Source organism: Lysobacter sp. Root690 (assembly GCF_001427785.1).
In the GTDB taxonomy this organism is placed as follows: Bacteria; Pseudomonadota; Gammaproteobacteria; order Xanthomonadales; family Xanthomonadaceae; genus Lysobacter.
This window is the reverse complement of sequence record NZ_LMHM01000018.1, coordinates 385,309-405,969: the sequence shown is the minus strand read 5'-3', so window position 1 is coordinate 405,969 and position 20,661 is coordinate 385,309. Positions and strand designations below refer to the sequence as shown.

Annotated in this window: 20 protein-coding genes; 7 read left to right on the top strand and 13 right to left on the bottom strand. The window is 67.9% G+C overall.

The annotated features are described in order from the left end of the window. Positions 1 to 116 precede the first annotated feature (116 nt). Positions 117 to 1,253, bottom strand: a complete 1,137-nt coding sequence (locus ASD86_RS24895; RefSeq protein WP_056117103.1) for an alpha-D-ribose 1-methylphosphonate 5-triphosphate diphosphatase — start codon at positions 1,251 to 1,253, stop codon at positions 117 to 119. A gap of 122 nt (positions 1,254 to 1,375) precedes the next feature. On the opposite strand from ASD86_RS24895, the gene phnF reads away from it, so the two are divergent. From phnF to ASD86_RS24880, 3 genes are all read left to right on the top strand, one after another. Continuing rightward, positions 1,376 to 2,227, top strand: a complete 852-nt coding sequence (gene phnF / locus ASD86_RS24890; protein ID WP_162253739.1) for a phosphonate metabolism transcriptional regulator PhnF — start codon at positions 1,376 to 1,378, stop codon at positions 2,225 to 2,227. Between the two features lie 100 nt (positions 2,228 to 2,327). Further along, positions 2,328 to 4,352 (top strand): hemopexin repeat-containing protein, encoded by a 2,025-nt coding sequence (locus ASD86_RS24885; protein WP_056117099.1) that lies wholly within the window; start codon positions 2,328 to 2,330, stop codon positions 4,350 to 4,352. A gap of 273 nt (positions 4,353 to 4,625) precedes the next feature. After that, a complete protein-coding gene (locus tag ASD86_RS24880) occupies positions 4,626 to 6,749 on the top strand; it encodes a tetratricopeptide repeat protein (RefSeq protein WP_056117097.1) in 2,124 nt (707 codons plus the stop codon). A gap of 84 nt (positions 6,750 to 6,833) precedes the next feature. Here the strand turns inward: ASD86_RS24880 and ASD86_RS24875 are convergent, their stop codons facing one another. After that, positions 6,834 to 7,268 carry a hypothetical protein gene (locus ASD86_RS24875; protein WP_157477110.1) on the bottom strand — a complete coding sequence of 145 codons (435 nt, stop codon included), beginning with the start codon at positions 7,266 to 7,268 and terminating at the stop codon, positions 6,834 to 6,836. A gap of 136 nt (positions 7,269 to 7,404) precedes the next feature. Here ASD86_RS24875 and ASD86_RS24870 point away from each other — a divergent pair, with 136 nt between their 5' ends. Then, on the top strand, positions 7,405 to 8,202 hold the full coding sequence (locus ASD86_RS24870; RefSeq protein WP_157477109.1) for a hypothetical protein: 798 nt from the start codon (positions 7,405 to 7,407) through the stop codon (positions 8,200 to 8,202). A gap of 625 nt (positions 8,203 to 8,827) precedes the next feature. Here ASD86_RS24870 and ASD86_RS24865 read toward each other — a convergent pair. The 11 genes from ASD86_RS24865 to purM form a co-directional block, all read right to left on the bottom strand. Further along, the gene (locus ASD86_RS24865; protein ID WP_056117091.1) at positions 8,828 to 10,021 is read right to left on the bottom strand and encodes a TIGR03364 family FAD-dependent oxidoreductase; all 1,194 of its coding nucleotides are present in this window, start codon (positions 10,019 to 10,021) and stop codon (positions 8,828 to 8,830) included. Positions 10,022 to 10,039: 18 nt separating this feature from the next. Continuing rightward, positions 10,040 to 11,335, bottom strand: coding sequence for a DUF5690 family protein (locus ASD86_RS24860; RefSeq protein ID WP_056117089.1), 1,296 nt, complete (start codon positions 11,333 to 11,335; stop codon positions 10,040 to 10,042). Beyond that, the gene (locus ASD86_RS24855) at positions 11,332 to 12,045 is read right to left on the bottom strand and encodes an HAD-IA family hydrolase (RefSeq protein WP_056117088.1); all 714 of its coding nucleotides are present in this window, start codon (positions 12,043 to 12,045) and stop codon (positions 11,332 to 11,334) included. The genes ASD86_RS24860 and ASD86_RS24855 overlap by 4 nt, the downstream gene beginning before the upstream one ends. Before the next feature lie 168 nt (positions 12,046 to 12,213). Beyond that, entirely contained in the window at positions 12,214 to 12,645 is a 432-nt protein-coding gene (locus ASD86_RS24850; RefSeq protein ID WP_056117085.1) for a hypothetical protein, read from the bottom strand. Between the two features lie 166 nt (positions 12,646 to 12,811). Then, positions 12,812 to 13,225 (bottom strand): DUF4259 domain-containing protein, encoded by a 414-nt coding sequence (locus ASD86_RS24845; protein WP_056117084.1) that lies wholly within the window; start codon positions 13,223 to 13,225, stop codon positions 12,812 to 12,814. Between the two features lie 68 nt (positions 13,226 to 13,293). Continuing rightward, positions 13,294 to 13,734, bottom strand: coding sequence for a hypothetical protein (locus tag ASD86_RS24840; RefSeq protein ID WP_157477107.1), 441 nt, complete (start codon positions 13,732 to 13,734; stop codon positions 13,294 to 13,296). A 32-nt stretch (positions 13,735 to 13,766) separates the two neighbouring features. Next, complete coding sequence (locus ASD86_RS24835) at positions 13,767 to 13,949, bottom strand: hypothetical protein (RefSeq protein ID WP_056117080.1); 183 nt, start codon at positions 13,947 to 13,949, stop codon at positions 13,767 to 13,769. Continuing rightward, entirely contained in the window at positions 13,949 to 14,398 is a 450-nt protein-coding gene (locus ASD86_RS24830) for a hypothetical protein (protein WP_056117077.1), read from the bottom strand. Before ASD86_RS24830 ends, ASD86_RS24835 begins: the two co-directional genes overlap by 1 nt. Before the next feature lie 78 nt (positions 14,399 to 14,476). Further along, a complete protein-coding gene (locus ASD86_RS24825; protein ID WP_056117075.1) occupies positions 14,477 to 14,956 on the bottom strand; it encodes a hypothetical protein in 480 nt (159 codons plus the stop codon). Between the two features lie 128 nt (positions 14,957 to 15,084). Beyond that, complete coding sequence (locus tag ASD86_RS24820) at positions 15,085 to 15,687, bottom strand: DUF2238 domain-containing protein (RefSeq protein WP_056117458.1); 603 nt, start codon at positions 15,685 to 15,687, stop codon at positions 15,085 to 15,087. Between the two features lie 20 nt (positions 15,688 to 15,707). Next, positions 15,708 to 16,772 (bottom strand): phosphoribosylformylglycinamidine cyclo-ligase, encoded by a 1,065-nt coding sequence (gene purM / locus ASD86_RS24815; protein WP_200957309.1) that lies wholly within the window; start codon positions 16,770 to 16,772, stop codon positions 15,708 to 15,710. Between the two features lie 512 nt (positions 16,773 to 17,284). Between purM and ASD86_RS24810 the strand changes: the two genes are divergently transcribed. From ASD86_RS24810 to hda, 3 genes are read left to right on the top strand one after another with little or no spacing between them, the layout of a single operon-like run. Continuing rightward, on the top strand, positions 17,285 to 18,361 hold the full coding sequence (locus ASD86_RS24810; RefSeq protein WP_056117454.1) for a DUF2066 domain-containing protein: 1,077 nt from the start codon (positions 17,285 to 17,287) through the stop codon (positions 18,359 to 18,361). Between the two features lie 2 nt (positions 18,362 to 18,363). Further along, a complete protein-coding gene (locus ASD86_RS24805; RefSeq protein WP_056117072.1) occupies positions 18,364 to 19,572 on the top strand; it encodes an AI-2E family transporter in 1,209 nt (402 codons plus the stop codon). After that, positions 19,569 to 20,297, top strand: a complete 729-nt coding sequence (hda, locus tag ASD86_RS24800) for a DnaA regulatory inactivator Hda (RefSeq protein WP_056117069.1) — start codon at positions 19,569 to 19,571, stop codon at positions 20,295 to 20,297. Before ASD86_RS24805 ends, hda begins: the two co-directional genes overlap by 4 nt. Positions 20,298 to 20,661 lie beyond the last annotated feature (364 nt).

Here is a 20,661-nt window from a genome sequence, read left to right as displayed (position 1 = left end):
GGTGGATGCATCGATAGCTTTCGTGCCCTCACCCCAGCCCTCTCAGCTCTGCACTTCCTTCGGTCGCCACACGCGGGAGAGGGAGACAAGCGCAGCGGTGCGGGCGAAGGCTGCCCTCAATACCGCCGCTCACCCCGCACCCAAACCGCCTCGACCTGCGGCAATCCATCGACCACGCGCACGCGCAGCAAATCCGCGCGCTGCCCCGTCGCAATCTCGCCGCGATCGTCATAACCGATCGCGCGCGCCGGCGTTCGCGTGACCATCGCTACCGCGCGCGCTAAACCGATCGATTCCCAAGCGCCAAGCTGGAACGCGGCCAACAACAAACTGCCGGGGACGTAGTCAGACGACAGCGCATCGAGCACGCCGGCGCGGGCGAGGTCGGCCGCGGCGACGTTGCCGCTGTGCGAACCGCCACGCACGAGGTTCGGTGCGCCGGCCAACACCTGCAGGCCGGCCGCGTGCGCGGCGACCGCGGTGGCGAGGTTGACCGGAAATTCGGCGATGCAGGCGTTCGCCTCGACCGCTTCGGCGATGTGGATCAGTTCTGAATCGTCATGGCTCGCCAGCGGCAACCCGAGTTCGAGCGCCAAGGCGATGACCCTTCGTCGGTTGCTGTCGGCGTGGCGGCGCTGCAAATCCTGCAGATGACGCACGCGCGCGTCGAACTGGTCGTCGTCGCGGGCGTTGCCGTGACGCGCGCTGTAGGCACGGTAACGCTCGAGATCGTGAAACTGGCGCTGACCCGGGGTGTGATCCATCAACGACAGCAGACGCAGCGCGGGCGTCGCGAGCAGGGGCTGCAAACGCTCGGCCAGATCGGGGCAAGGCAATTCGCAGCGCAGATGCACGGCGTGTTCGATGCGCAGGGTGTCGGCGGCGCGCGCAGCGGCGAGCGCGGTCAACACTTGCAGCGGATCGACCGCTTCCTCGGCGTCCTCTTCGCCGACCGAGATCGCGTTGAGCGCGGTGGTGATGCCGGCGGCGAGCAGTTGCGCGTCGTGCGCGCGCAGCGCGGCGGCGGCCGGCCAATGCGCGCCCGGGCGTGGCAGCAGGTGCTTTTCCAGATTGTCGGTGTGCAGCTCGACCAGGCCGGGCAGCAGGTAATCGCCGTCGCAGTCGATCGCCGCGGCGTGCGCGATCCGGCCTTCGCCGATCTCGATGATCGCGCCGTCGGCGATGCGCAGATGGCCATGCACGATCGCGTCGGGCAGGACCAGGCGGGCGTTGTCGAGCAACAGGTCGGGCATCGCGGTGGGCGTCCGGTAGCGGAAGGGCGGAATTTGTCATGGCCGTGCAACGCATACGCGCTCTCATGGCCACGGGTGCGGTACCCGACCTGTCTAGTCAAGCAAGCGCAGATGGAGGTTGTGTGACAGCCACTGGGTTCAAACACACTGAGTTGAAGCAGGCCGGGCTCAAGCAGGGGCGCAATGCCGCGAAGGTGTCGGTCGATCCGCCCGAGGTCGAAGCGACGCCCGCTGGCGCGAGCGAGAACCTGACCCAACGCGATGCCGCGCAACCGCTGTGGCAGCAGATCGAAACCGCCCTGCTCAAGCAGATCCGCTCCGGCGCGCTCAGCGAAGGCGACCGTCTGCCGTCGGCGTTCGATCTGGCCAAGCGTTTCGGCGTCAACCGCCACACCGTGCGGCGCGCGATCGAAGCGCTGGAGGAACGCGGCTTCCTGCGCACCGAAACCGGCCGCGGCAGTTTCGTCCAGGAGCATCCGTATCACTACCCGATCGGCCGCCGTACGCGGTTCGGCAAGGCGATGCACGATCTCAACGTCGAAAGCCGTTACCGCCTGATCGAAACCGGATTGCAGACGCCGCCGCGTCAGGTCGCGCGTTCGCTGGGATTGATCTCGGGCGAACGCGTGCATCGCGTGGTGTATTCCAGCGAAGTCGAAGGCCGCACCGTGGATCACAGCGAGGCGTGGTTTCCGGCCTCGCGTTTTCCGGGCCTGGACCGGGTGTTCGCCGAGCAGTTGTCGGTGACCCGCACCCTGGCCGAATTCGGCGTTCACGACTATCTGCGCAAGCACACTTCGGTGATGGCGCGCTTGCCCGGCGCCGAAGTCGCGCGCGTGCTCGGGCAATCGACGCGACGACCGGTGCTGTGCGTGCATTCGCTCAATGTCGATGCGCAGGGCGTGCCGGTGCAGTTCGGGGTGACTTCGTTCGCCGGCGACTGGGTCCAGTTGATGGTGATGACCGAAACGTGACAGACAGCGGCCCGGCCGCGCGCGTTGCGCGGTTTGGGTCACATGCGCGCGCGCAGACGTGGCCTAGGCTCGCGGCTCCCTTCACCGCAGGAGCCTCGCAATGTCCCGTCGCAGTTTGCGTTTCACCACGTTAGCCCTGGCCTGCGCGCTCGCTGCGCCGGCCCTGGCGAAGACGCCCAAGGTGTTGTTCATCGGCACCGACGGTTTTCGCGGCGATGTCTACGGCACGGTCGCCACGCCGAATCTCGATGCATTGGTCGCCGACGGCTACCTCAGTCGCGAAGGACTCACTGCCGACACCGCGATCAGCGGCACCGGTTGGTCGTCGTTGTTCACCGGCGTGGAGCGCGACAAGCACGGCGTTTACGACAACAGTTTCAGCGGCAAGAACTACGCCGACTGGCCGGACGTGCTGAGCCGGATCGAACGCATCGCGCCGACCAAGAACACCGCCGCCGCGCTGGCGTGGTCGCCGTTGGCGACGCAGCTGCCGTGGACCGGCGTGGACACGGTTTACGACGCTGGCAGCGATGCCAACGTGTTGAGCAAGGCGCTGCAACTGCTCGGTCAGGCCGCCGGTCCGGACGTGCTGCTGCTCGACTTCAACGAACCCGACGGCGCCGGTCATGCCGGCAGCTATTTCAATCGCGATGCGAGCGGTTACACCAATGCGATCCGCGGCGTCGATGCATCCATCGGCAAGCTGATGACCGCGCTGCGCGCGCGGCCGAACTATGCCAACGAAGATTGGCTGATCATCGTCGGCACCGACCACGGCGGTTCGATTCATCACGGCCACAACACGCCGGAAGACCGCAAGACGCTGATCGCCTTCAGCGGCGAGTCGGTGCCGAAACTCGGTCTGGAGCCGTTGCGGTTGGCGCCGCGCCAGGTCGATGTCGCGCCGAGTATCCTCGCGCATCTGGGATTGGCGATTCCCGCGGGTCTGGACGGCCGGCCGATCCAGCGTCCCGCGCGCGAGGCCGCGCCGACGTTCGGGGTCAATCTGCTCGCCAACGGTGACGCGGAATATTCCGTCGGTCGCCAGGATCGCGGCTACGACAGTGACGTGCCGGGTTGGCGCAAGGGCCGCGGCGGGCAGGTCGTCGAGTACGCGCGCTACACGTGGTTGCCGGCGCCGCTGGCCGGCGCCGGGCGCAATCTGTTTATCGGTCGCGATACCGGCAAGAGCAATACGCTGAGCCAGCGCGTCGATCTGCGTGGTCTGGATCTGACCCAAGCGCGCTTCAAGCTGTCGGCCGACCTCGGCGCCGCCAGCGGCCATCGCGCGCGGGTGCTGCTGCGTTTCTACGACCTGCGAGGGATGGCGAGCTTCGGCGCCGGCGGCACCGGGCATGTGTTCCGCGGCGGCGATTACTACAAGTACGACATCGCCGCCGATCGTGTCGCCAGCGGTTATCCGCAACCGATCACGACGCAATGGCCGGGCCTGGATCGGTTCGCCGGCGGCGCGCGCGATCTCGATGCGGTGTTCGAGGCCGGCAACGGCAAGGTGTATTTCTTCAAGGACGCGCAATACCTGCGCTACGACCTCGCCGCGGGCACGGCCGATCCGGGTTATCCCCTGCCGATCGCCGGTCATTGGCCGGGTCTGGAGAAATTCGCCGGCGGCGCGCGCGATCTCGACGCGGCGATGTTCGTCAGCCGCACCAAGCTGTATCTGTTCAAGGGCGATCAGTACATCCGCTACAACCTCGACAGCGATCGCGCCGATGCCTATTACCCGGCGTATCTGTCGGAAAGCACCTGGCCGGGCACGGGTTACTGGCCGGCGTACTGGTCGGGCGCGCTGAATTTCGCCAGCGGCAAGTCGTATCTGTTCAAGCCGGGCGAGTATCTGCGTTACGACCGTGTGCTCGATCGCGCCGACGCCGGTTATCCGGCCGCGATCAACGCGTCGAACTGGCCGGGGCTGCAGGCGCTGTACGCCGGCAGCGCGTTCGAACTCGCGCCGGCCGGCGGCAGCGGCGCGCTGCGCAACTATGAGTTCACTGGCGCGGTGCCGAAGGACGCGCAATGGGCCGAGGTCGAAATCCGTTTCGAGCATGCCAATGCGAACGGCGACGCGTTCGCCGATCGGGTGCATCTGAGCCTGGAGCGTTGAGGCTGTAGCGGTGCGGATCGGTTCGATCCGCACCGCCCGCGCAGGCCGTCGCGACTGTGACGGCCTGCGCGGAATGGCCGGTCTGGAGCGGCGGCCAAGGCGGAACCAGCGCAACCCTCGCTTTCGCTCCGCGCCAGGATCGGCAAAGCTGCGCTCTGCGGCAGCCGGGAGCGGGGCGTGGGCGAACACAGGGCGAAGCGTTGGGTGGTTGCGGTGTGGGCGGGAAGTTGGTCGTTGGCGGTGGCGGCGATGGGCCCCGCGGCGGGGTCGGACATGGCGCCAGGCGCCGGTGCCGCCGCGCCCGTCGATTCCTCGTCGCGCTGCCTGCCGGCGCCCGCGGTGCCACTGCCTGCGCCGGCCGAATGCCAGCGCCGTTTCGGTATCGAACCCGGCCGCGGCGAGGCCTCGATGCTGGAAGCGCTGTACGCGCGCAGCATCGAATTCCAGCATCGCAGCGACTTTGTTCAGGCCTCGGCGGCGCTGGACTGCGCCCAGGCCAGCGCCGGCGGCCAGGCCGGCGGCGCGCTCGAATACGAATTGCTGCGGCGCCGCGGGGTGATCGACTACCGCAACGAATGTCAGGTCGAGGCGCTGGCCAAGTTCAAGCAGGCATTGCAACTGGCCCAGCATCGTGAAGACCGCCCGGCCCAGTCGAAGATCTGGAACAACATCGGCTCGACCCTGCGCCGGCTCGGCGATTACCGCGGCGCGCTGCAGGCGCTGATGTCGAGCCTGGAACTGCAGCGCAGCCTGCCCGAACGCGATTCGGGCCCGGCCTTGAACAACATCGCCGACCTGTACCGCGACTTCGGCGATACCGACGCCGCGGTGCGCCATTACGATCAGGCCCGCGCCGAATTCCTGCGCGCCGGCAACGCCACCGAAGCCGCGCACGTGCTCGCCAGCCAGGGCGTACTGGCGCTCGACGCCGGCCAGATCGGCCGCGGCCAGACCCTGCTGGAACAGGCGCGCGGCGAGCTCGACAAGGCCGGCGACCGTACCTATCTGCTGCGGGTACACGCCGAACTCGGCCGCGCCGCGATCGCCCGCGGCGACCTGACCCAGGCCAAGCGCTGGACCGACAGCGGTCTGGCGATCGCCGCGCAGGCCGGCACCGCGGTGCCGGCGCCGCTGCAATTGCAGGCCGCGCGCGGCGACCGCCTGCGCGGGCAGGCGCGCGCCGCGCAGGTCCGGGTGCAGGCCGCGCTGGCCGCGTTGGCGCCGCAGGACAGCGACCGGCCCGCGTTGCTGGCCGAACTGGCCGACGACTTCGAGGCCCAGGGCGAATGGCCGCGCGCGCTGGCTGCGTTGCGCGATTCCGAAGCCGCCGCGCGCGCGCTGCGCGAGGCGCGCTACGACCGCGAGATGAAGTGGCTGCAGCTGCGCTTCGAGACCGCCGAGCGCGACCGCACCATCGCCGCGCTGGCCACCGAGAACCAAGTCCGCGCGCTGAGCCTGAAGCAGCGCACCCTGGCGCTGTGGCTGACCGTGGTCTCGGCGCTGGCGGCCTTGCTCGGGCTGACCGTGTTCTTCCTGCGCCGCCAGCACCGGGTGCGGGTGGCCGAAGCGGCGCGGCGCGCGCGTCTGGCCGAGGAGGTCGAGTACTACCGCCGCGCCGCCGCCGATCTCGGCGTCGATCGCGCGCGCCTGCAGGCCGCGTTGGACAGCCGCGACGACGCGGTGCTGATCCTGGATGTCGCCGGGCATGTGCTCGCGGCCAATCGCAGCGCCGGCGAATTGCTACAGCATCCCGGCGCCAGCGCGTTGTCGGGACGCGCGTTCGGCGAACTGCTGGACGAATCGGGCGCGCACCGTTTCGCCCAGGCACTGGAGCGGCTGGACGAATCCTCGGCCTCGCAGCGCTTCGATTTTCGCCTCGGCGCCCGCCGCGATGCCCTCAGCGCCCAGCTCAGCGAAAGCGGGCAGGGCGAGGGCCTGATCGTGCTCGGTCTCAAACCGGCCGCCTCGGCCACCGGCGTCGCTTCGGCCGGGGCCGACGGCGTCGAACACGAAGCGCTGAGCGTGGAGCCGCTCAGCACCGAGCCGCCGGCGCTGGCCGACGACGACGAACTGCGCCAGTCGTTCCGGCGCGCGCTGGTCGAGTTGATGCTGGCGGTGGTCGAAGCCTGGGAACGCAGCACCGGCCAGGGCCGGCTGGAACTGGCCGAGAAAAGCCGAATCTGGCGGGTCACCGTCGACGATGGCCGTCTGCGCGCGCGTGCTATGGAGCGCTACCTGAGTCTGTCCAAGCTGCCGCGCCAGCCGCGTTGGCGCGACGTGCTGCGCTCGGGCTATTACGTGCTGGCCGAATGCAGCCTGGACGAATCGGTGCGCGGCGAACTGCAGCGCCATGTCGACGCCGTGCTGGCCTATACGCGACGCCACGCGCTGGTGTGAGCGTTCCCTGCCCCGACAGCGGTTGACCCACCAGCGGGTGGCGGCGCGGTTTACTCGGTGTTCGCGGGGTCGATCGACCCGCGGTTACGGGCTGCGCGCCGGCAACTTGATCGGACTGCTGGGCGACGGGAGCCTGCAGATCATGCACACGCCCTGCAGATCGGGCGTGCCCGGGCCGAAGCTGTAGGCGGTGTGGTGCAACTGCGGGTCGTTGTAGCTGGCCGGCGAGGTCACCAGCGCCACGCTGCCCGGCGCGATCTGTTCGCAGTAATCGAACGAACGCTTGGTCGCGACCGACCAATGATCGTCGACGATGCCGCAGCTCTTGGGCGTGCACACGCCGCCGCCGGCCTGGCTCTGCTCGGCGTAGGCCATCAGGTCGCGCGAGGTGAATCTGAACGATCCGACCACCACCATCTGCGCGCCTTCCACGCCGCAGGTGCCGTCGGTGTTGTGCGCGCTCGCGCTGCCGCAGACCAATGCCGCGGCCAGAACCAAACTCTTGAGTGTCGTACGCATGATCGCCCCCTGTGGCGAGTGCATCAGGAGCGGCCAGCCTACGAACCGCGCGCCACCGGGTCCAAGCAATTCACGGGCACAAAGCGGGAACGTTTCGGCACGAATCAGACGCAGGCCCGAATGAGCTGTGATCAGGTTGGCGATCGGCCGCGATGACAGGGCCGCGGCGCGGCGAAATCTTCCCGCCGTGTCCCGATTCCGTCCCGGATCGTTCCTCGCAAATCCGCGTGCCAGGGCGGTAAATGGAATGCGTCCCCGTTGCACCGTTCGCCGCGCTTGGCCCCTCCCGGCCGCCGCGGCCGATGTGGCGACGGGGCATCGTCGACAGGGGCGCGTCGGCGCGCGGGGACCGGACTCGGTACCCGCGCCGGCCGACGCGGTCGATCCATCTCACGAGGTCGCCATTCCGATGATCCGCCACTGGTTGCTGTCCGCCGCGCTGGTCACCGCGCTGTTCGCGATTCCCGCCGCGCCGGTTCAGGCGCGCCTGGTCGGCGGGCTCACCGTCGACAATAACGGCCCGCGGACCGTCTCGCCTGGCGGCGGTTTCTACGGTTACGGCGCTTACCTGCGGCACTGGGATGGCGCCGGCTACGACGACTATCACTTCATCGTCGCCTATACCCAACAAGGCTGCATGGACTTGTACTTCGCCTTCATGGCCAACGGTTGGCAGTTCAACCCGAACCCAGGCGTCGGCTTGTGCCGTGAGCACACGGGCTTCCACGGTTATGCCATCGCCAATCCCGGCAGCCTCGGCACCGGAGTCCGGCACAACTGGTCGACCGAAGCGGTGCGCAACTACGAAGTCGGCGTGCGCGAGCTGCGCGAGCGCTACCGCATAAACGAGTTCAGCCGTGAACAGGAACTGCTGATCAAGACCATCGAGGCCATGCCCGGCGCGATCGTCGAAGGTCAAGGCGGCGGCCGCTAGCCGTCGGAGATTTCCACCGCATCGCGTCACGAACGGCACGCTCCCGGTCGTGGCGCGGTGCGGCGGATCCGCGGACCCGGCGGCGCGCCGTCGCCGAGGTCGGCAACGAGGTTCAGGTCCGTCGGACCAGGCGCAGGCGTTCCGTGGCTCCCCTGTGGGCCTCACGGACGGAGGCCGGGCGCCAGTGCGACGGACCGGTAAAGGCATAGGGAAATGCCGCCCGCCCCGCATCGACACGGACGTCGAGGCGGTCGGTAGCGCCGCGCCATGCGCGGCCGCTGGCGGGAAGCGGCTGGTCCGGTTGGGGGAGCCAGCGGACCGGGCGCAGCGGGCTATGGCGGATCAGGACGCCATAGCCCGCGCTTGGATGGTTGGGGCCGGGAATGGGGAATCGGGAGTCGGGAATCGGTTAGAGCCGGCGCCGACGTGTCTGGATTCCTGCATTTCCTTGCGGCCGCCGGCGAACTGCCTCTTACGCTTGGATAGAGTCGGGAATGGGGAATCGGGAGCCGGGAATCGGTTAAAGCCGAAGCCAAAGCCGAATTCGTCCGGATTCCGACGCCTGCTTCTAGCCGCCAGCGAACCGCTCTTACGATTCGCGACTCTCCATTCCCGATTCCCGGCCTCACCCGGCCGCCGGCGACCCGCTTTTCCGATTCCCGATTCCCGACTCCCCATTCCCGGCCGCATAGCGGCCATCGACGATCTCCTCGGCCAGGCCGAAACTCAAGGTCATCCCCAGCCCGCCGCCGCCGACCGCGTTGACGATGGTCACGCCGGGCGCGGCTTGCGCGACGAACTCGCTGCTGCCGTCGGTCAGCTTGGGGTAGATGCCGTGCCAGGTCTGGATCACGCGCGGGTCGGGCAGGCGCGCGAAGCGGGCGAGGTAGTCGAGCACCTTGCTGTTGATCGCCTGTTCGTCGAACGGGTCGTGGGTGTGGGCGTAGGCGTGCGAATCGCCGACGGTGATCTCGCCGTGGCCGTTCTGCGCCGCCATCACATGGATGCCCAGTTCGATCAGGTCGCCGAATTCGGCTTCGTAACGCGCGCGCAGCGGGGCCACGTCGGCGGCTTGCTGGAAACCGGCGTAATGCACCAGCGACAAGCCGCCGCACAGCGCGGCGCCGAGGCGGAAGCCGTCGGGTTGCGGCGCCAGACGCATCATCTGCAGTTTGCAGCGGGTCAGCGGCGCGGCGGCATACAGCTGCGGATACAACTGTTCGAACTCCGGACCGCTGCACACGAACACTTGATCGGCGTCGAAACGCCGCGTGCCCGACCACGCGCGGCCGGTTTCGACCGCGGTCACCGGCGTGCGCCAATGGAACTCGACGCCGTGGCGTTCGTGCAGATACGCCGGGATCGTGCGCAGCGCCTCGCGCGGATCGACGATCATCTCGTCTTGGTTGAACAGCGCGCCGCGCAGACCTTCGCTCACCAAGGCCGGCGAACGCGCCAGGGCCGCATCGCGATCGAGCAGACTGCACGGCCGCCGGGTGCGATTGGCCTGCGCGTACTGCGCCAGCACCTCCCATTCGTCCTGCGCATAGGCCAGATGCAGCGAGCCGCAGGGGTCGTGCCACAGCCGCGCCTGTTCGATCAGTTCTTGCCAGATCGCGCGCGAACGCAGCGCGCGTTCGTAGGCCGCGCCGTTGGGCACGCCGATCGGCCAGATCATGCCGAAGTTGCGCACCGATGCGCCGACCGCGCGATCGTAGCGCTCCAGCACGGTGACGCGGTGGCCGCGCACGGCGAGCGCGCGGGCGATGGACAGGCCGACGATGCCGGCGCCGATGACGAGAGCGGAAGGAGCGTTCATGCGATGGCTTCGAAAGACTCAGACGGGCGCGAGCGCCGACGCGGCGACGCGGCGGGTGACGCGATGATGGAAATACAGCGCCGAGGCGATCAGGCATGCGCCGCCGATCACCGCCAGCGCCAGCACGATCTGGGCGAAGAACTGGGTCCACGACAGCTGCACGCCGGAAAATTCCTTGGTCAACAGCACCGCGACGCTGCCCAGGTAGCCGAAGGCATCGGACAGGTACATCAGGAACCCGACGTTGCCGGCGACCCGGAACGTCGCAATCAAGCGCTCGTAGAACACGCAGTTGAACGGCACGTAGGCCAGATACAGACCGAAGCCGACCAGGGCCAGCCACCACAACGGCGGCAGCGTGCCGGCGCGGAAAGCGAGCGTGCTGATGCCCGCTACTGCGAGGCCGGCGAACATCAGCCCGTGCAAGGCCATCAGGCCGCGCAGGTTGTCGCGGAACCAGGTCAGTCCCGCGGTCAACGCCAACACCGCCACCGCGATCGGCGTTTCGATCAGGGCGAACACGCCGGCATTGCCGCCGTAGCCCAGGTCGGCGAACAACTCGGCTTCGAAGTTGTCGCGAAAATCGCGCACCACGGTCAGCGCGACATAGCAGCCGATCATCAGCACCAGCCCTGGCAGGAAGGCGCGTACGAAGGCGAGGCGTTCGGCGCGGCTCATCGGCTGGCGTTCGCTGCGTTCGCGCCGGTCGTCGGCGTCGGGCTCGGGCACGCGTTCAAGAAAATGCACCGCGATCAGCAGCAGCGGCAGAAACAGCAGGCCGGTCACGAACGGCATCCAGAATTCATTCACGCCCGACAGCAACAACCACTTGCCGACGCTTTTGACCACGCCCGAGGCCATGATGAAACTCGAGGCGAGGATCGCGCCCATCGCCTCGGTGGTGCGGCGGCCTTCCAGGTAACTGAACACCAGTCCCCAGACCATGCCCAGCGGCAGGCCGTTGAGAAACAGGAACGGGATGTTCCAGGGCGCGGGCGTCAGCGCGAACCCCAGCAGCGCCAGCCAGGCGATGCCAATCAGGCTCAGCAGCAGACGCGCGCGGTGTTCGCGGCGCAGCCCGCCGATTACGCCGATGCCGACGAACTTGCTGCACATGTAGCCCAGGATCTGCGCGACCACCAGCCAGACTTTGTAGTCGACGCCGAACAGCGGATGCCCGGCGAACGACGCGGCCGCGAACGGTTTGCGGAACGCGTACATGCAGGCGTAGGTGACCAGGGCCGCGCCGCCGGCGAGCAGGGTGACCTGCCACTGGCGCGCGCGTTCGCTGGACGGAGCGCGCAGCGCGTTCATGCCGCGGCGTGGCGGGTGTCGCGGGTGGACTGATCCAAGTCCGACACGTCCAGCCCCAGCAGGGCCGGCAGTTCGAACAAGCCGTCGATGATGCGGTCGGGCGCGTACGGTTCGAGTTCGGCGCGGGTGAACGCGCCGGTGGTGACCGCGACCACCAGGCCGACCTGGGCCGCGCGGCCTTCGCCGATATCGACTTCGGTATCGCCGATCTTCACCACCTGGGCCGGATCGTCGATGCGCAGGCGCTGCATCAGCGCGTGGATCATGTCCGGCGCCGGCCGGCCTTGCGTGACTTCGTCGCTGGCGATCAGCGCATCGATGCGCCGCGACCACTGCAGACGCTCGACGATGGCGTCGGCGATGTCGCGCGAAAACCCGGTGTTGAGCGCGACCTGGATGCCGTTCGCGCGCAGCACCGCGAACACCGACTCGGCGCCGGGCAGCGGCTCGATGCCGGGCCATTCGCGATAGCACACCAGCATGCGCTGGACGAAGTCGGCGTGGATCGGCGCGATCCGCGGGTCATCGGCTTGTGCCAGAAGCAATCGCGCGATCGCCAGCGGCTTGGGATAGCCCATCAGCGGCCGGCAGGCCTCGTGATCGATGGGGTGGCCGGCGGCGCTCATCGCGCCGACGAATGCTTGGGCGACGAAGCCGGGATCCGACACGGTGGTGCCGGCGATATCGAACAGGGCAAGGCGGAAGGTCATCGCGGCGGGACGCACTGGGGAACAGGCGTCCAGCATGGGCGGCGTGCGCAACCCGGTTATTACAGCGCGGGGACAAGTGGGTGAACCTGTCTAGTGCGTCGGCCCCGGGGCCGACGCCGGCGCGAGCGGGCGAGGGCGGCCAGGTTCGGGCCGGCGGACGATCTTGGATCAGCCCTCGCCGCGCGACATAGCACCGAACCGCGGCAAGTCATACAGATCGGACGTGGCGCTGGCCTGCAGGCATGCGCTTACCACCGGCGCCAGCCACAGCCCGTCGTGATCGTCATCGAGCAGGCTGGGTTGGAAACGCTGCATCAAGTCGCCCGCGACTTCCAACGCCAGGCGCGCATTCTCGCCATGCCGCGCGGACAGGCAAAAGGCGCTACGGGGCGTGCCGCCGAGCAAGGCCACCAGCGCTTCGCGTTCGGCGGATTCGTACTCGGCAAGCTGTTCTTGTTCCGAGTAGCGCTCGAAATAGCAATATCGTTCACCCGAGCGGATGGTTTCGCTGGAGCCATCGCGATTGAATTCGAAGGCTCGGACCGCGTCTTCGATCTGTTCGCAATCGGCCTGACCGAAATACAGGATCACTGAGTCCATCGACGGCTCCGTTTTCTGGCCAGGATGGCCGTGCGGCCGGTTTCGCGCCCGCCGCAAAACAACTTCGTCCCATCGAAAAGTGTCGGGGGCGAAAGCCCCACTCACCTAAAGACCTCTAGTTCCGTGATGGCCTCGACGACATCGGGCATCGACGATGCCCGTCGCATCAAAACGCCAAACGCGCCCGCAGCTGCGTCACATCGTCGGTCCATGCCGCGTAGTCGTCGCTTTCCTCCCACAATTCGCGCAGTTCCGAATGCGGGCCGAGGATGCGATCGATCGCGCCGAGCGCATCGGCGATCAGCGCCGCATCGGGCGAGGGACGCATTTTCGAGATCCAGATCATCAGCTCTTCCTGCTTGCGCGCCGCGCCCGAGGGCCGGCCGATCGCGGCGGCGATCAGTTCGCTCGCGGCCAGCGCCGCGGACGCCAGGGGCGCGTCCACTTCCTCATCCGGCTCGAGCTCCAGCACCGCGGCGATGGTTTCGCGCACCAGCGCCAGGCTCTGGTGATCGCTCAGTTCGTCCAGCCAGTCGGCCGCGTCGTCGTTGTCGAATGTGGTGAAACCCCAAGCGCTCATCGTGTAATCCTCTCTATGAATAATGCATTCCGCCCTCGGCGGAAGGTGAAACGGTGATCGTCCCGGGCTCAGGTTCGCCCCGCGAACATCGCTTTCACCGACGGTCGGTTTAACACGATCAGGGTGAATACGCCCAGCGCGGTGCCGAATGGAATCTGCATGCACGACATCGCGGCGACGACGATGCACAGGGTCAGGCTGCGCCGCTGGCTCAGGCGTCGCGCGGCCATCAAGGTCAGGATGCCGCCGACGATTCCGATGAACAGCATCGCCACCGCCAGGCCCAGCAGCACCCAGCCCGATGCGGTGTCCTGGGTCGCGGTATCGGCCGGCAACGTGCCGTTGAGCAGGCCGATGCCCATGAACGCATACAGCGCGCCGATCAGCAGCGGCAGCAGATTGAAGGCGGAGAAAACGTAATACAGGATGCTCAGCGTCCGCAGTTGCGACGCGTCGCGCGGGTCTTCCATCGTCATCGGTTCGTGGCTCGCGGGGATCGGAACGTTCATCGGAAGGGGCGAGTCGTTGTCGATGCGCGGCATCAGCCGGCCGCGCGCAGATACGCCCGCAGGAAATCGATCAGCGCGGCGACCTCGCGATCCGACAGCTCGACCGGATCGCCCGCTCCGCTCACCGCCTTGATATGAATCGCGTTGTCCTGCTCCACCCAGGCGCGCAACTGCCCGTCGGACAATGCGATGGCGGCGGGCGCGCCGTCGCTCATCAGGCTCGCTCGCCGAACAGTGCGCGCACCGACGGACGATTGAGCACGATCAGGGTGAACACGCCCAGCGCGGTGCCGAACGGAATCGACAGGCAGGTCACCGCGGCGACGATCTGGCAGAACTTGTGGCCACGGCGCTGGCGCAGGCGCTGGCCGACCATGAAGTGCAGCACCGCGAACAGCAGGCAAAGCACGGTAAGGAAGACGAAAAAGCCGATGACCATCGGCAGCATGGCATCCATGTCGGCATTGGGGCCGCTGTCCGGCGCGGCGCTGAACACCGCGCCCATCAGCACGCCGTAGAACGCCATCAACACCACCGAAAACGCATTCAGTCCGGCGAACACGTAGTAGAAGATCGCCAGAATCTGCAGATGCGAGGCATCGTCGGGATTGGCGGCGGGCGGCGGCGAATACGGTTGCGACGAAACGGGCTGGTAGTCGGACATCACAGGATCCCCTGGGTTGGATGCGGTGGTTGAAGTGTCGGCGGCGTTCGCGCCGCCGATCGGGATGCGAATCGGGCGTTACTTCGCGCCGGCGGGCGCGGATTCGAACAAAGCCTTGATCGGCGCCTTGGTCAGCACGATCAGGGCGAACACGCCCAGCGCCGTGCCGAACGGCATCGACAGGCAACTCACGGCGCTGGCGACCACGCAGAACATATAGCCGCGCCGTTGCCGCAGCCTGCGCGCGACCATCAGGAACAGCACCGCCAGGATCATGCCGAAGCCGATCAGCGATACCGCCACGCCGATGAACAACCAAGCAATGAACGCGGCCTGGTGCGCCGGCTGTCCAGGCTGCGCCGGGAGAGTGAGCATGCTGATGCCGACGATCAGATGGATCACCGGAAACAGTGCGAACACAGCGGTGATGCCGGCGAGGACGTAATAGAGAATTCCGATCGTGTCGAGATGGGCGAGGTCCTGCGCGGACGGATCGGCGGCGACCGATGCCGTGGCCGGAAGGGCGTGCGGCTCGGCTGGAATAGGGGCGTGGTCCATGACGCGGTGGATCTCCTGTGTGGCGCGTTGCGGGCGCGCGGCCGGGGCTGGGGCCGGACCGCGCTACTCGCGGCCATGCTGCGCCAAGCCGCGGCGTGCGTCGAGTCAGGCCGGCGCGGCCGGCGGGTTCAGCGGCGGCCGCGCGGCCACGCCGCCAGCGAACCCAGGGTGGCCAGGAACATGTCGGTGTGCGCGTCCCAGATATCGCCCTGCTGGCCGTTGTAGGACTCCGCGTCCTCCGGCGACATGGTCAGCGCGATGGCCCATTCGATCCATTCGTAGATCAGGCTGGTGCACATGATCGCGGCGACCGCGAGCACGAAGGCCTGACGCGCCGACAGCGCCGGCCAGCGTTGCCGGAAGTACTCGCGCACCGCCGGCGCGAAACACACGCCATAGAGGAAATGGATCAGCCGGTCGAAGTGATTGCGTTCGAAACCGAACGCCTTGTCCAGCGACCAGCCGCCGGTCAGCCACTGAATCCACTGATCGTAAGGCACGTACGAATACAGCCAGCGCGCGGCGATGCAGTGCGCGGTCATGAACACGCAGATCGCGACGAAATGGCCGTCGCGCAGCGGCCAGCGGCGGTCGTGCCGCCACAGCCACAGCAGGCCGATCACGGTCAGCACGCTGTGCATGGCCTGCTCGAACGGGCTCTTGGGCGCGATCCAGCTGGCGGCGAATACCGCCAGCACGATGCCCAGGGCGACCTTCTTGGTCGGACTCATGCGTCCCTGCGTGGCGGTGGTCATCCGATGTGGACGCGCTCGCCTTCGCCGTGCGCGACGACTTCACCGATGCGCCAATGCGACAGGCCCAGGCGGGCCAGATCGGCCTGGGTCGCGGCGACCGCGTCCTCGGGCACCACCAGCACGAAGCCGATGCCGCAGTTGAAGGTGCGCCACATTTCCTCGCGCGGCACCGCGCCTTCGCGCTGCAGCCAGTCGAACACCGGCGGCAGTTGCCAGGTCGCGGTGCGGATGTCGAGGCCGAGCCCGGCCGGGATCACCCGGATGATGTTCTCGGTCAGGCCGCCGCCGGTGATGTGGGCCATGGCGTGGATGCGGTGTTCGCCGCCGTTGGCGCGCAGCAGTTCCAGGATCGGCTTGACGTACAGCGCGGTCGGCTCCATCAGCGCGTCGATCAGGCGCACGCCGCCGACGGCGACGTCGCCCGGACGGCCGGCGCGGTCGAAGATCCGGCGGATCAGCGAGTAACCGTTCGAATGCGGGCCGCTGGAGGCTATGCCGATCAGCACGTCGCCCTTGCTCACGCGCGAGCCGTCGAGGATCTGCGACTTTTCGACCGCGCCGACGGTGAAGCCGGCCAAGTCGTATTCGCCCGGCGGGTACATGTCGGGCATCTCGGCGGTTTCGCCGCCGATCAGCGCGCAGCCGGCCAGTTCGCAGCCGCGCGCTATGCCGCCGACCACGGCGACCGTGGTGTCCACGTCGAGCTTGCCGGTGGCGAAGTAATCGAGGAAGAACAGCGGCTCAGCGCCCTGCACCAGCACGTCGTTGACGCACATGCCAACCAGATCGATGCCGATGGTGTCGTGACGGCCCAGCTGCTGGGCCAGCTTGAGCTTGGTGCCGACGCCGTCGGTGCCCGAGACAAGCACCGGCTCGCGGTATTTGCCGGACAGGTCGAACAGGGCGCCGAAGCCGCCCAGGCCGCCCATCACCTCGGGTCGGAAGCTGCGCTTGACCAGCGGTTTGATGCGTTCGACCACCTCGTTGCCGGCGTCGATATCGACGCCCGCGTCGCGGTAGGTCAGCGGCTTGGGGGTGGTGTCGGAAGAAGATGCGGTCACGGCGGCCCCGGCGGTCGCGGAAGGAAACGAGAGATTTTAGCAGGCAACCGCAGCCCGGCCGTCACACCCGCCCGGTCGTTTCAGAAGCCGGAACCGTCCGGCTCGCTCCAACCCCGCCCGGCAGGGGCCCCACGGGCACAAGATTCGCGATTGCTCCGCACGTGTTTGAATAGAGACGAGCCCAGCAACGCGCGGCCCGGTCGACCGGACTTTCGCGCAATCCCGCCCTCATCGCCGCGCTTGTACGCCGCCCATTCGGCCGTTCAGGCATGCGAATGGACGCGCCGACGCCACTGCGGCACCATTTCGAACCTTGAGCACCGTCGGCGTCGCGCATGCGCGATCGCCGGACCGACGCAGGACGCGGCGGCGGGGCGGGGACGATCGCATTGGCGGTGGTCCGCGCATCCGGTGACGGGTGGGCCACGCACGCGGACGATCCGCGCCGTGGCCGACCCGCGACCTGGGACGCGGGCGGGATGCGCGCTTTTCAACAACAGTTAGGGATGGCGATGGGCAAGGCAATCCGGGTTTTGATGGTCGCAACGTTGCTGCTGGCGAGTTTCGCCGCGGCCGCCCAGCGGGTCGAGGGCGATCGTGCCCAGGCCGACGGCGCCTACTCGGCCGAAGTGCCGGTGGCCGGGCAGGGCGAGGCCGAGCGCAACGGCGCCATGGCGCGCGCGCTGGCCCAGGTGCTGGGCAAGCTGTCCGGCGACCGCGGTGCGGCCGGCCGGCCGGGTGTCGGCCAGGAACTGCGCCGGGCCAAGGATTACGTCACCGGTTACGACTACCGCCAGGACGAGGGCGTGTCCCAGTCCACCGGCGCGCCGACCTTCCAGACCACCTTGATCGTCAATTTCGATCAGGCCAAGGTCGAAGGCCTGGCCTCGACCCTCGGCCTGCCGATCTGGCCGCAGCCGCGGCCCAAGCCGGTGCTGTGGATGGCGATCGACGACGGCAGCGGTCCGCGCCTGGTCGGTCTGGCCCAGGCCAACGCCGCGCGCGCCGCGCTCAATCGCGCGATCGAACGTGGTTACAAGCTCGGCCTGCCGACCGGCAACGCGGCCGAACAGGCCAGCGTCGGCGCGATCTGGCGCGGCGACGCGGCCGCGGTCGCGCGCGTCTCGGCGCGCTACAGCCCGCCGATGCAGCTGATCGGCAAGATCTACCGGGTCAAGAGCGGCGGCTGGAAAGGCGACTGGAGCTTTGTCGACGGCGGCAAGGTGCTGGCCAGCTGGTCCAACAGCGACCCCGACGCGCGCAAGGTCATGAGCGGCGGCGCCGACGGCGCGGCCGATGCATTGATGAAGCGCTACGCCAAGCGCAGCGTGGCCGGTCCGCCGGGCACTTACCGCGTGGTGTTCAGCGGCGTGCGCAGCGCCGACGACTACATCCGCCTGGCCGGCTACCTGCAAGGCCTGGCGGTGATCCGCAAGATCACTCCGATCCGCGCCACCCCCGATTCCCTGGAGTACGACCTGGAACTGCTGTCCGGCCTGCCCGGCCTCAAGCGCATGACCGACGCCGGCGACACCCTGGTGCAGCTGGACGGTCTGGAAGGTCAGCCGCCCGTGTTCCAGTTGCATTGATCATGGAGCGCACCCCTCTGGAAGACATCGCGCTGTTCCTGCGTCGCCTGCAATGGACGGCGCTTGGCGTCGGCGCGTGCTGGCTGTTGTGGGTGCTGGCCCCGGTGCTGACCCCGTTCGTGATCGCCGCGATGCTCGGCTGGCTCGGCGACCCGCTGGTCGACCGGCTCGAACGCACCGGCCGTTCGCGCAACACCTCGGTGATCCTGGTGTTCGCGCTGATGGCGCTGCTGGTGGTGCTGGTGCTGCTGATCCTGGTGCCGCTGATCGAGCGCCAGATCACCACCCTGATCGTGTCGCTGCCGAGTTACCGCGACTGGTTCACCGCCACCGCGATTCCGTGGCTGGAGCAGCGCACCGGTTTCGAGATCAGCGCCTGGCTCGACCTCAACCACCTGATCGAACTGGTGCGCAGCAACTGGGAACGCGCCGGCGGCGTGGCGACCACGATGCTGGGTTATCTGTCGCGTTCGGGCTTCGCGGTGATGGCGATGATCGCCAACATCGCGCTGCTGCCGGTGCTGACGTTCTTCTTCCTGCGCGACTGGGACGTGCTGGTCGAGCGGGTCGCCTCGCTGATCCCGCGCGATCACCTGGCCACCGCGAGCCGTCTTGCCAAGGCCTCGAGCGACGTGCTCGGCGCGTTCCTGCGCGGCCAGTTCCTGGTGATGATCACGCTCGGCGTGATGTACGGCATCGGTCTGTGGGCGGTCGGTCTGGACCTGGGTATTTTGATTGGCATCATCGCCGGCCTGCTGACCTTCGTGCCTTACCTCGGCCCGGCCAGCGGCATCATCCTCGGCGTGATCGCCGCGCTGGTGCAGTACGGCGACTGGAAATACGTGGCCGGCGTGCTTGCTGTGTTCGGCGTGGGCCAGGTGGTCGAAAGCTATTGGCTGACCCCGAAGCTGGTGGGCGACCGCATCGGCCTGCATCCGGTCGCGGTGATCTTCGCCGTGCTCGCCGGCGGCACCTTGTTCGGTTTCCTCGGCATGCTGCTGGCGCTGCCGGTGGCGGCGGTGGCGAACGTGCTGCTGCGCTATGCGCAGGAGCGCTACACCCACAGCCGTCTGTACGCCGGCGATCATCCGACCATCCTGCTCGACCCGGCCTCCAACCCGGTGTCGCCGCGCGCCGCCGCGTCGGCGCCGAGCGACGACAGCCGCGCCGCGCCCGCCGCCGACGTGTCCACGGAGCGCGCACCGCAGTGAGCGTCCCGCAGTTGCCGCTGTCCCTGCGTTATCCGCCGGATCAGAGCCTGGACACGTATGTGGATGCGCCCGCGGGCGCGATCGCGCAGCTGCGCGCGCTGGCGACGCACACCCACGAAACCGTCGGTTACGCCGATCCCACCGGCGCCGACTGGGTGTATCTGGCCGGGCCGGCCGGCGTCGGCAAGACTCATCTATTGCTCGGCGCCTGCGCCGCGGCCGAAACCGCCGGCCGCCGCGCCGCCTATGTGCCGCTGGCCGCCGCGGCCGGGCGCTTGCGCGAAGCGCTGCACGCGCTGGAAGGCAACGACCTGCTGGCGTTGGACGGCATCGAAGCGATCGCGGGCGACCGCGACGACGAAGTCGCCTTGTTCGACACCCACAACCGCGCGCGTCAGGCCGGCATCGCGATCATCTACGCCGCGCGCGAGAATCCCGACGAGTTGTCCCTGGTCTTGCCCGACCTGCGTTCGCGTTTGTCGCAATGCACGCGCATCGTGCTGACCCCGCTCGACGACGCCGGTCGCGGCGAGGTGCTGCGCCAGCGCGCGCAGCGGCGCGGGTTGGCCCTGGAAGAGGCGGCGCTGGACTGGATGCTGAAGCGGGTCGATCGCGATCTCGGTGGTTTGACCGCGTTGCTCGATAAGCTCGATCGGGCTTCGCTGGCGGCGCAGCGGCGGATCACGGTGCCGTTTTTGCGGCAGACGCTTGAGCTCGATAACTGACGGTTGTCGCTTCGCGTGTGAATTCCGCGTTGGGTGTGTCGGCATCGATGGCGTATGTCCGTATCGGATCGATTCCTGAGTCCTGCTTGAGCCGATCGCTGACGGACTGGTGACGATTTTTCGTCTGTGCTGATGCGCCCTTTACGCGTCGATCTGAGTTTGTCGTTCCGATTAGGAATCGCTTAGCGACTCGCGTTGCTATCGACTCGCGACCCTCTTGCTCAATGTGACCATGTTCACGGCATCAAACCGTACCCATATGCTTATCGGTTCTTATGCTGCCGAATCTCGGCCTTGCTTCTTTGCTTTGGCTTTTTTCTCTGGCCGTTTGCTTTGCTGTGATTTTTAGCTTTGGCCCGGCGCA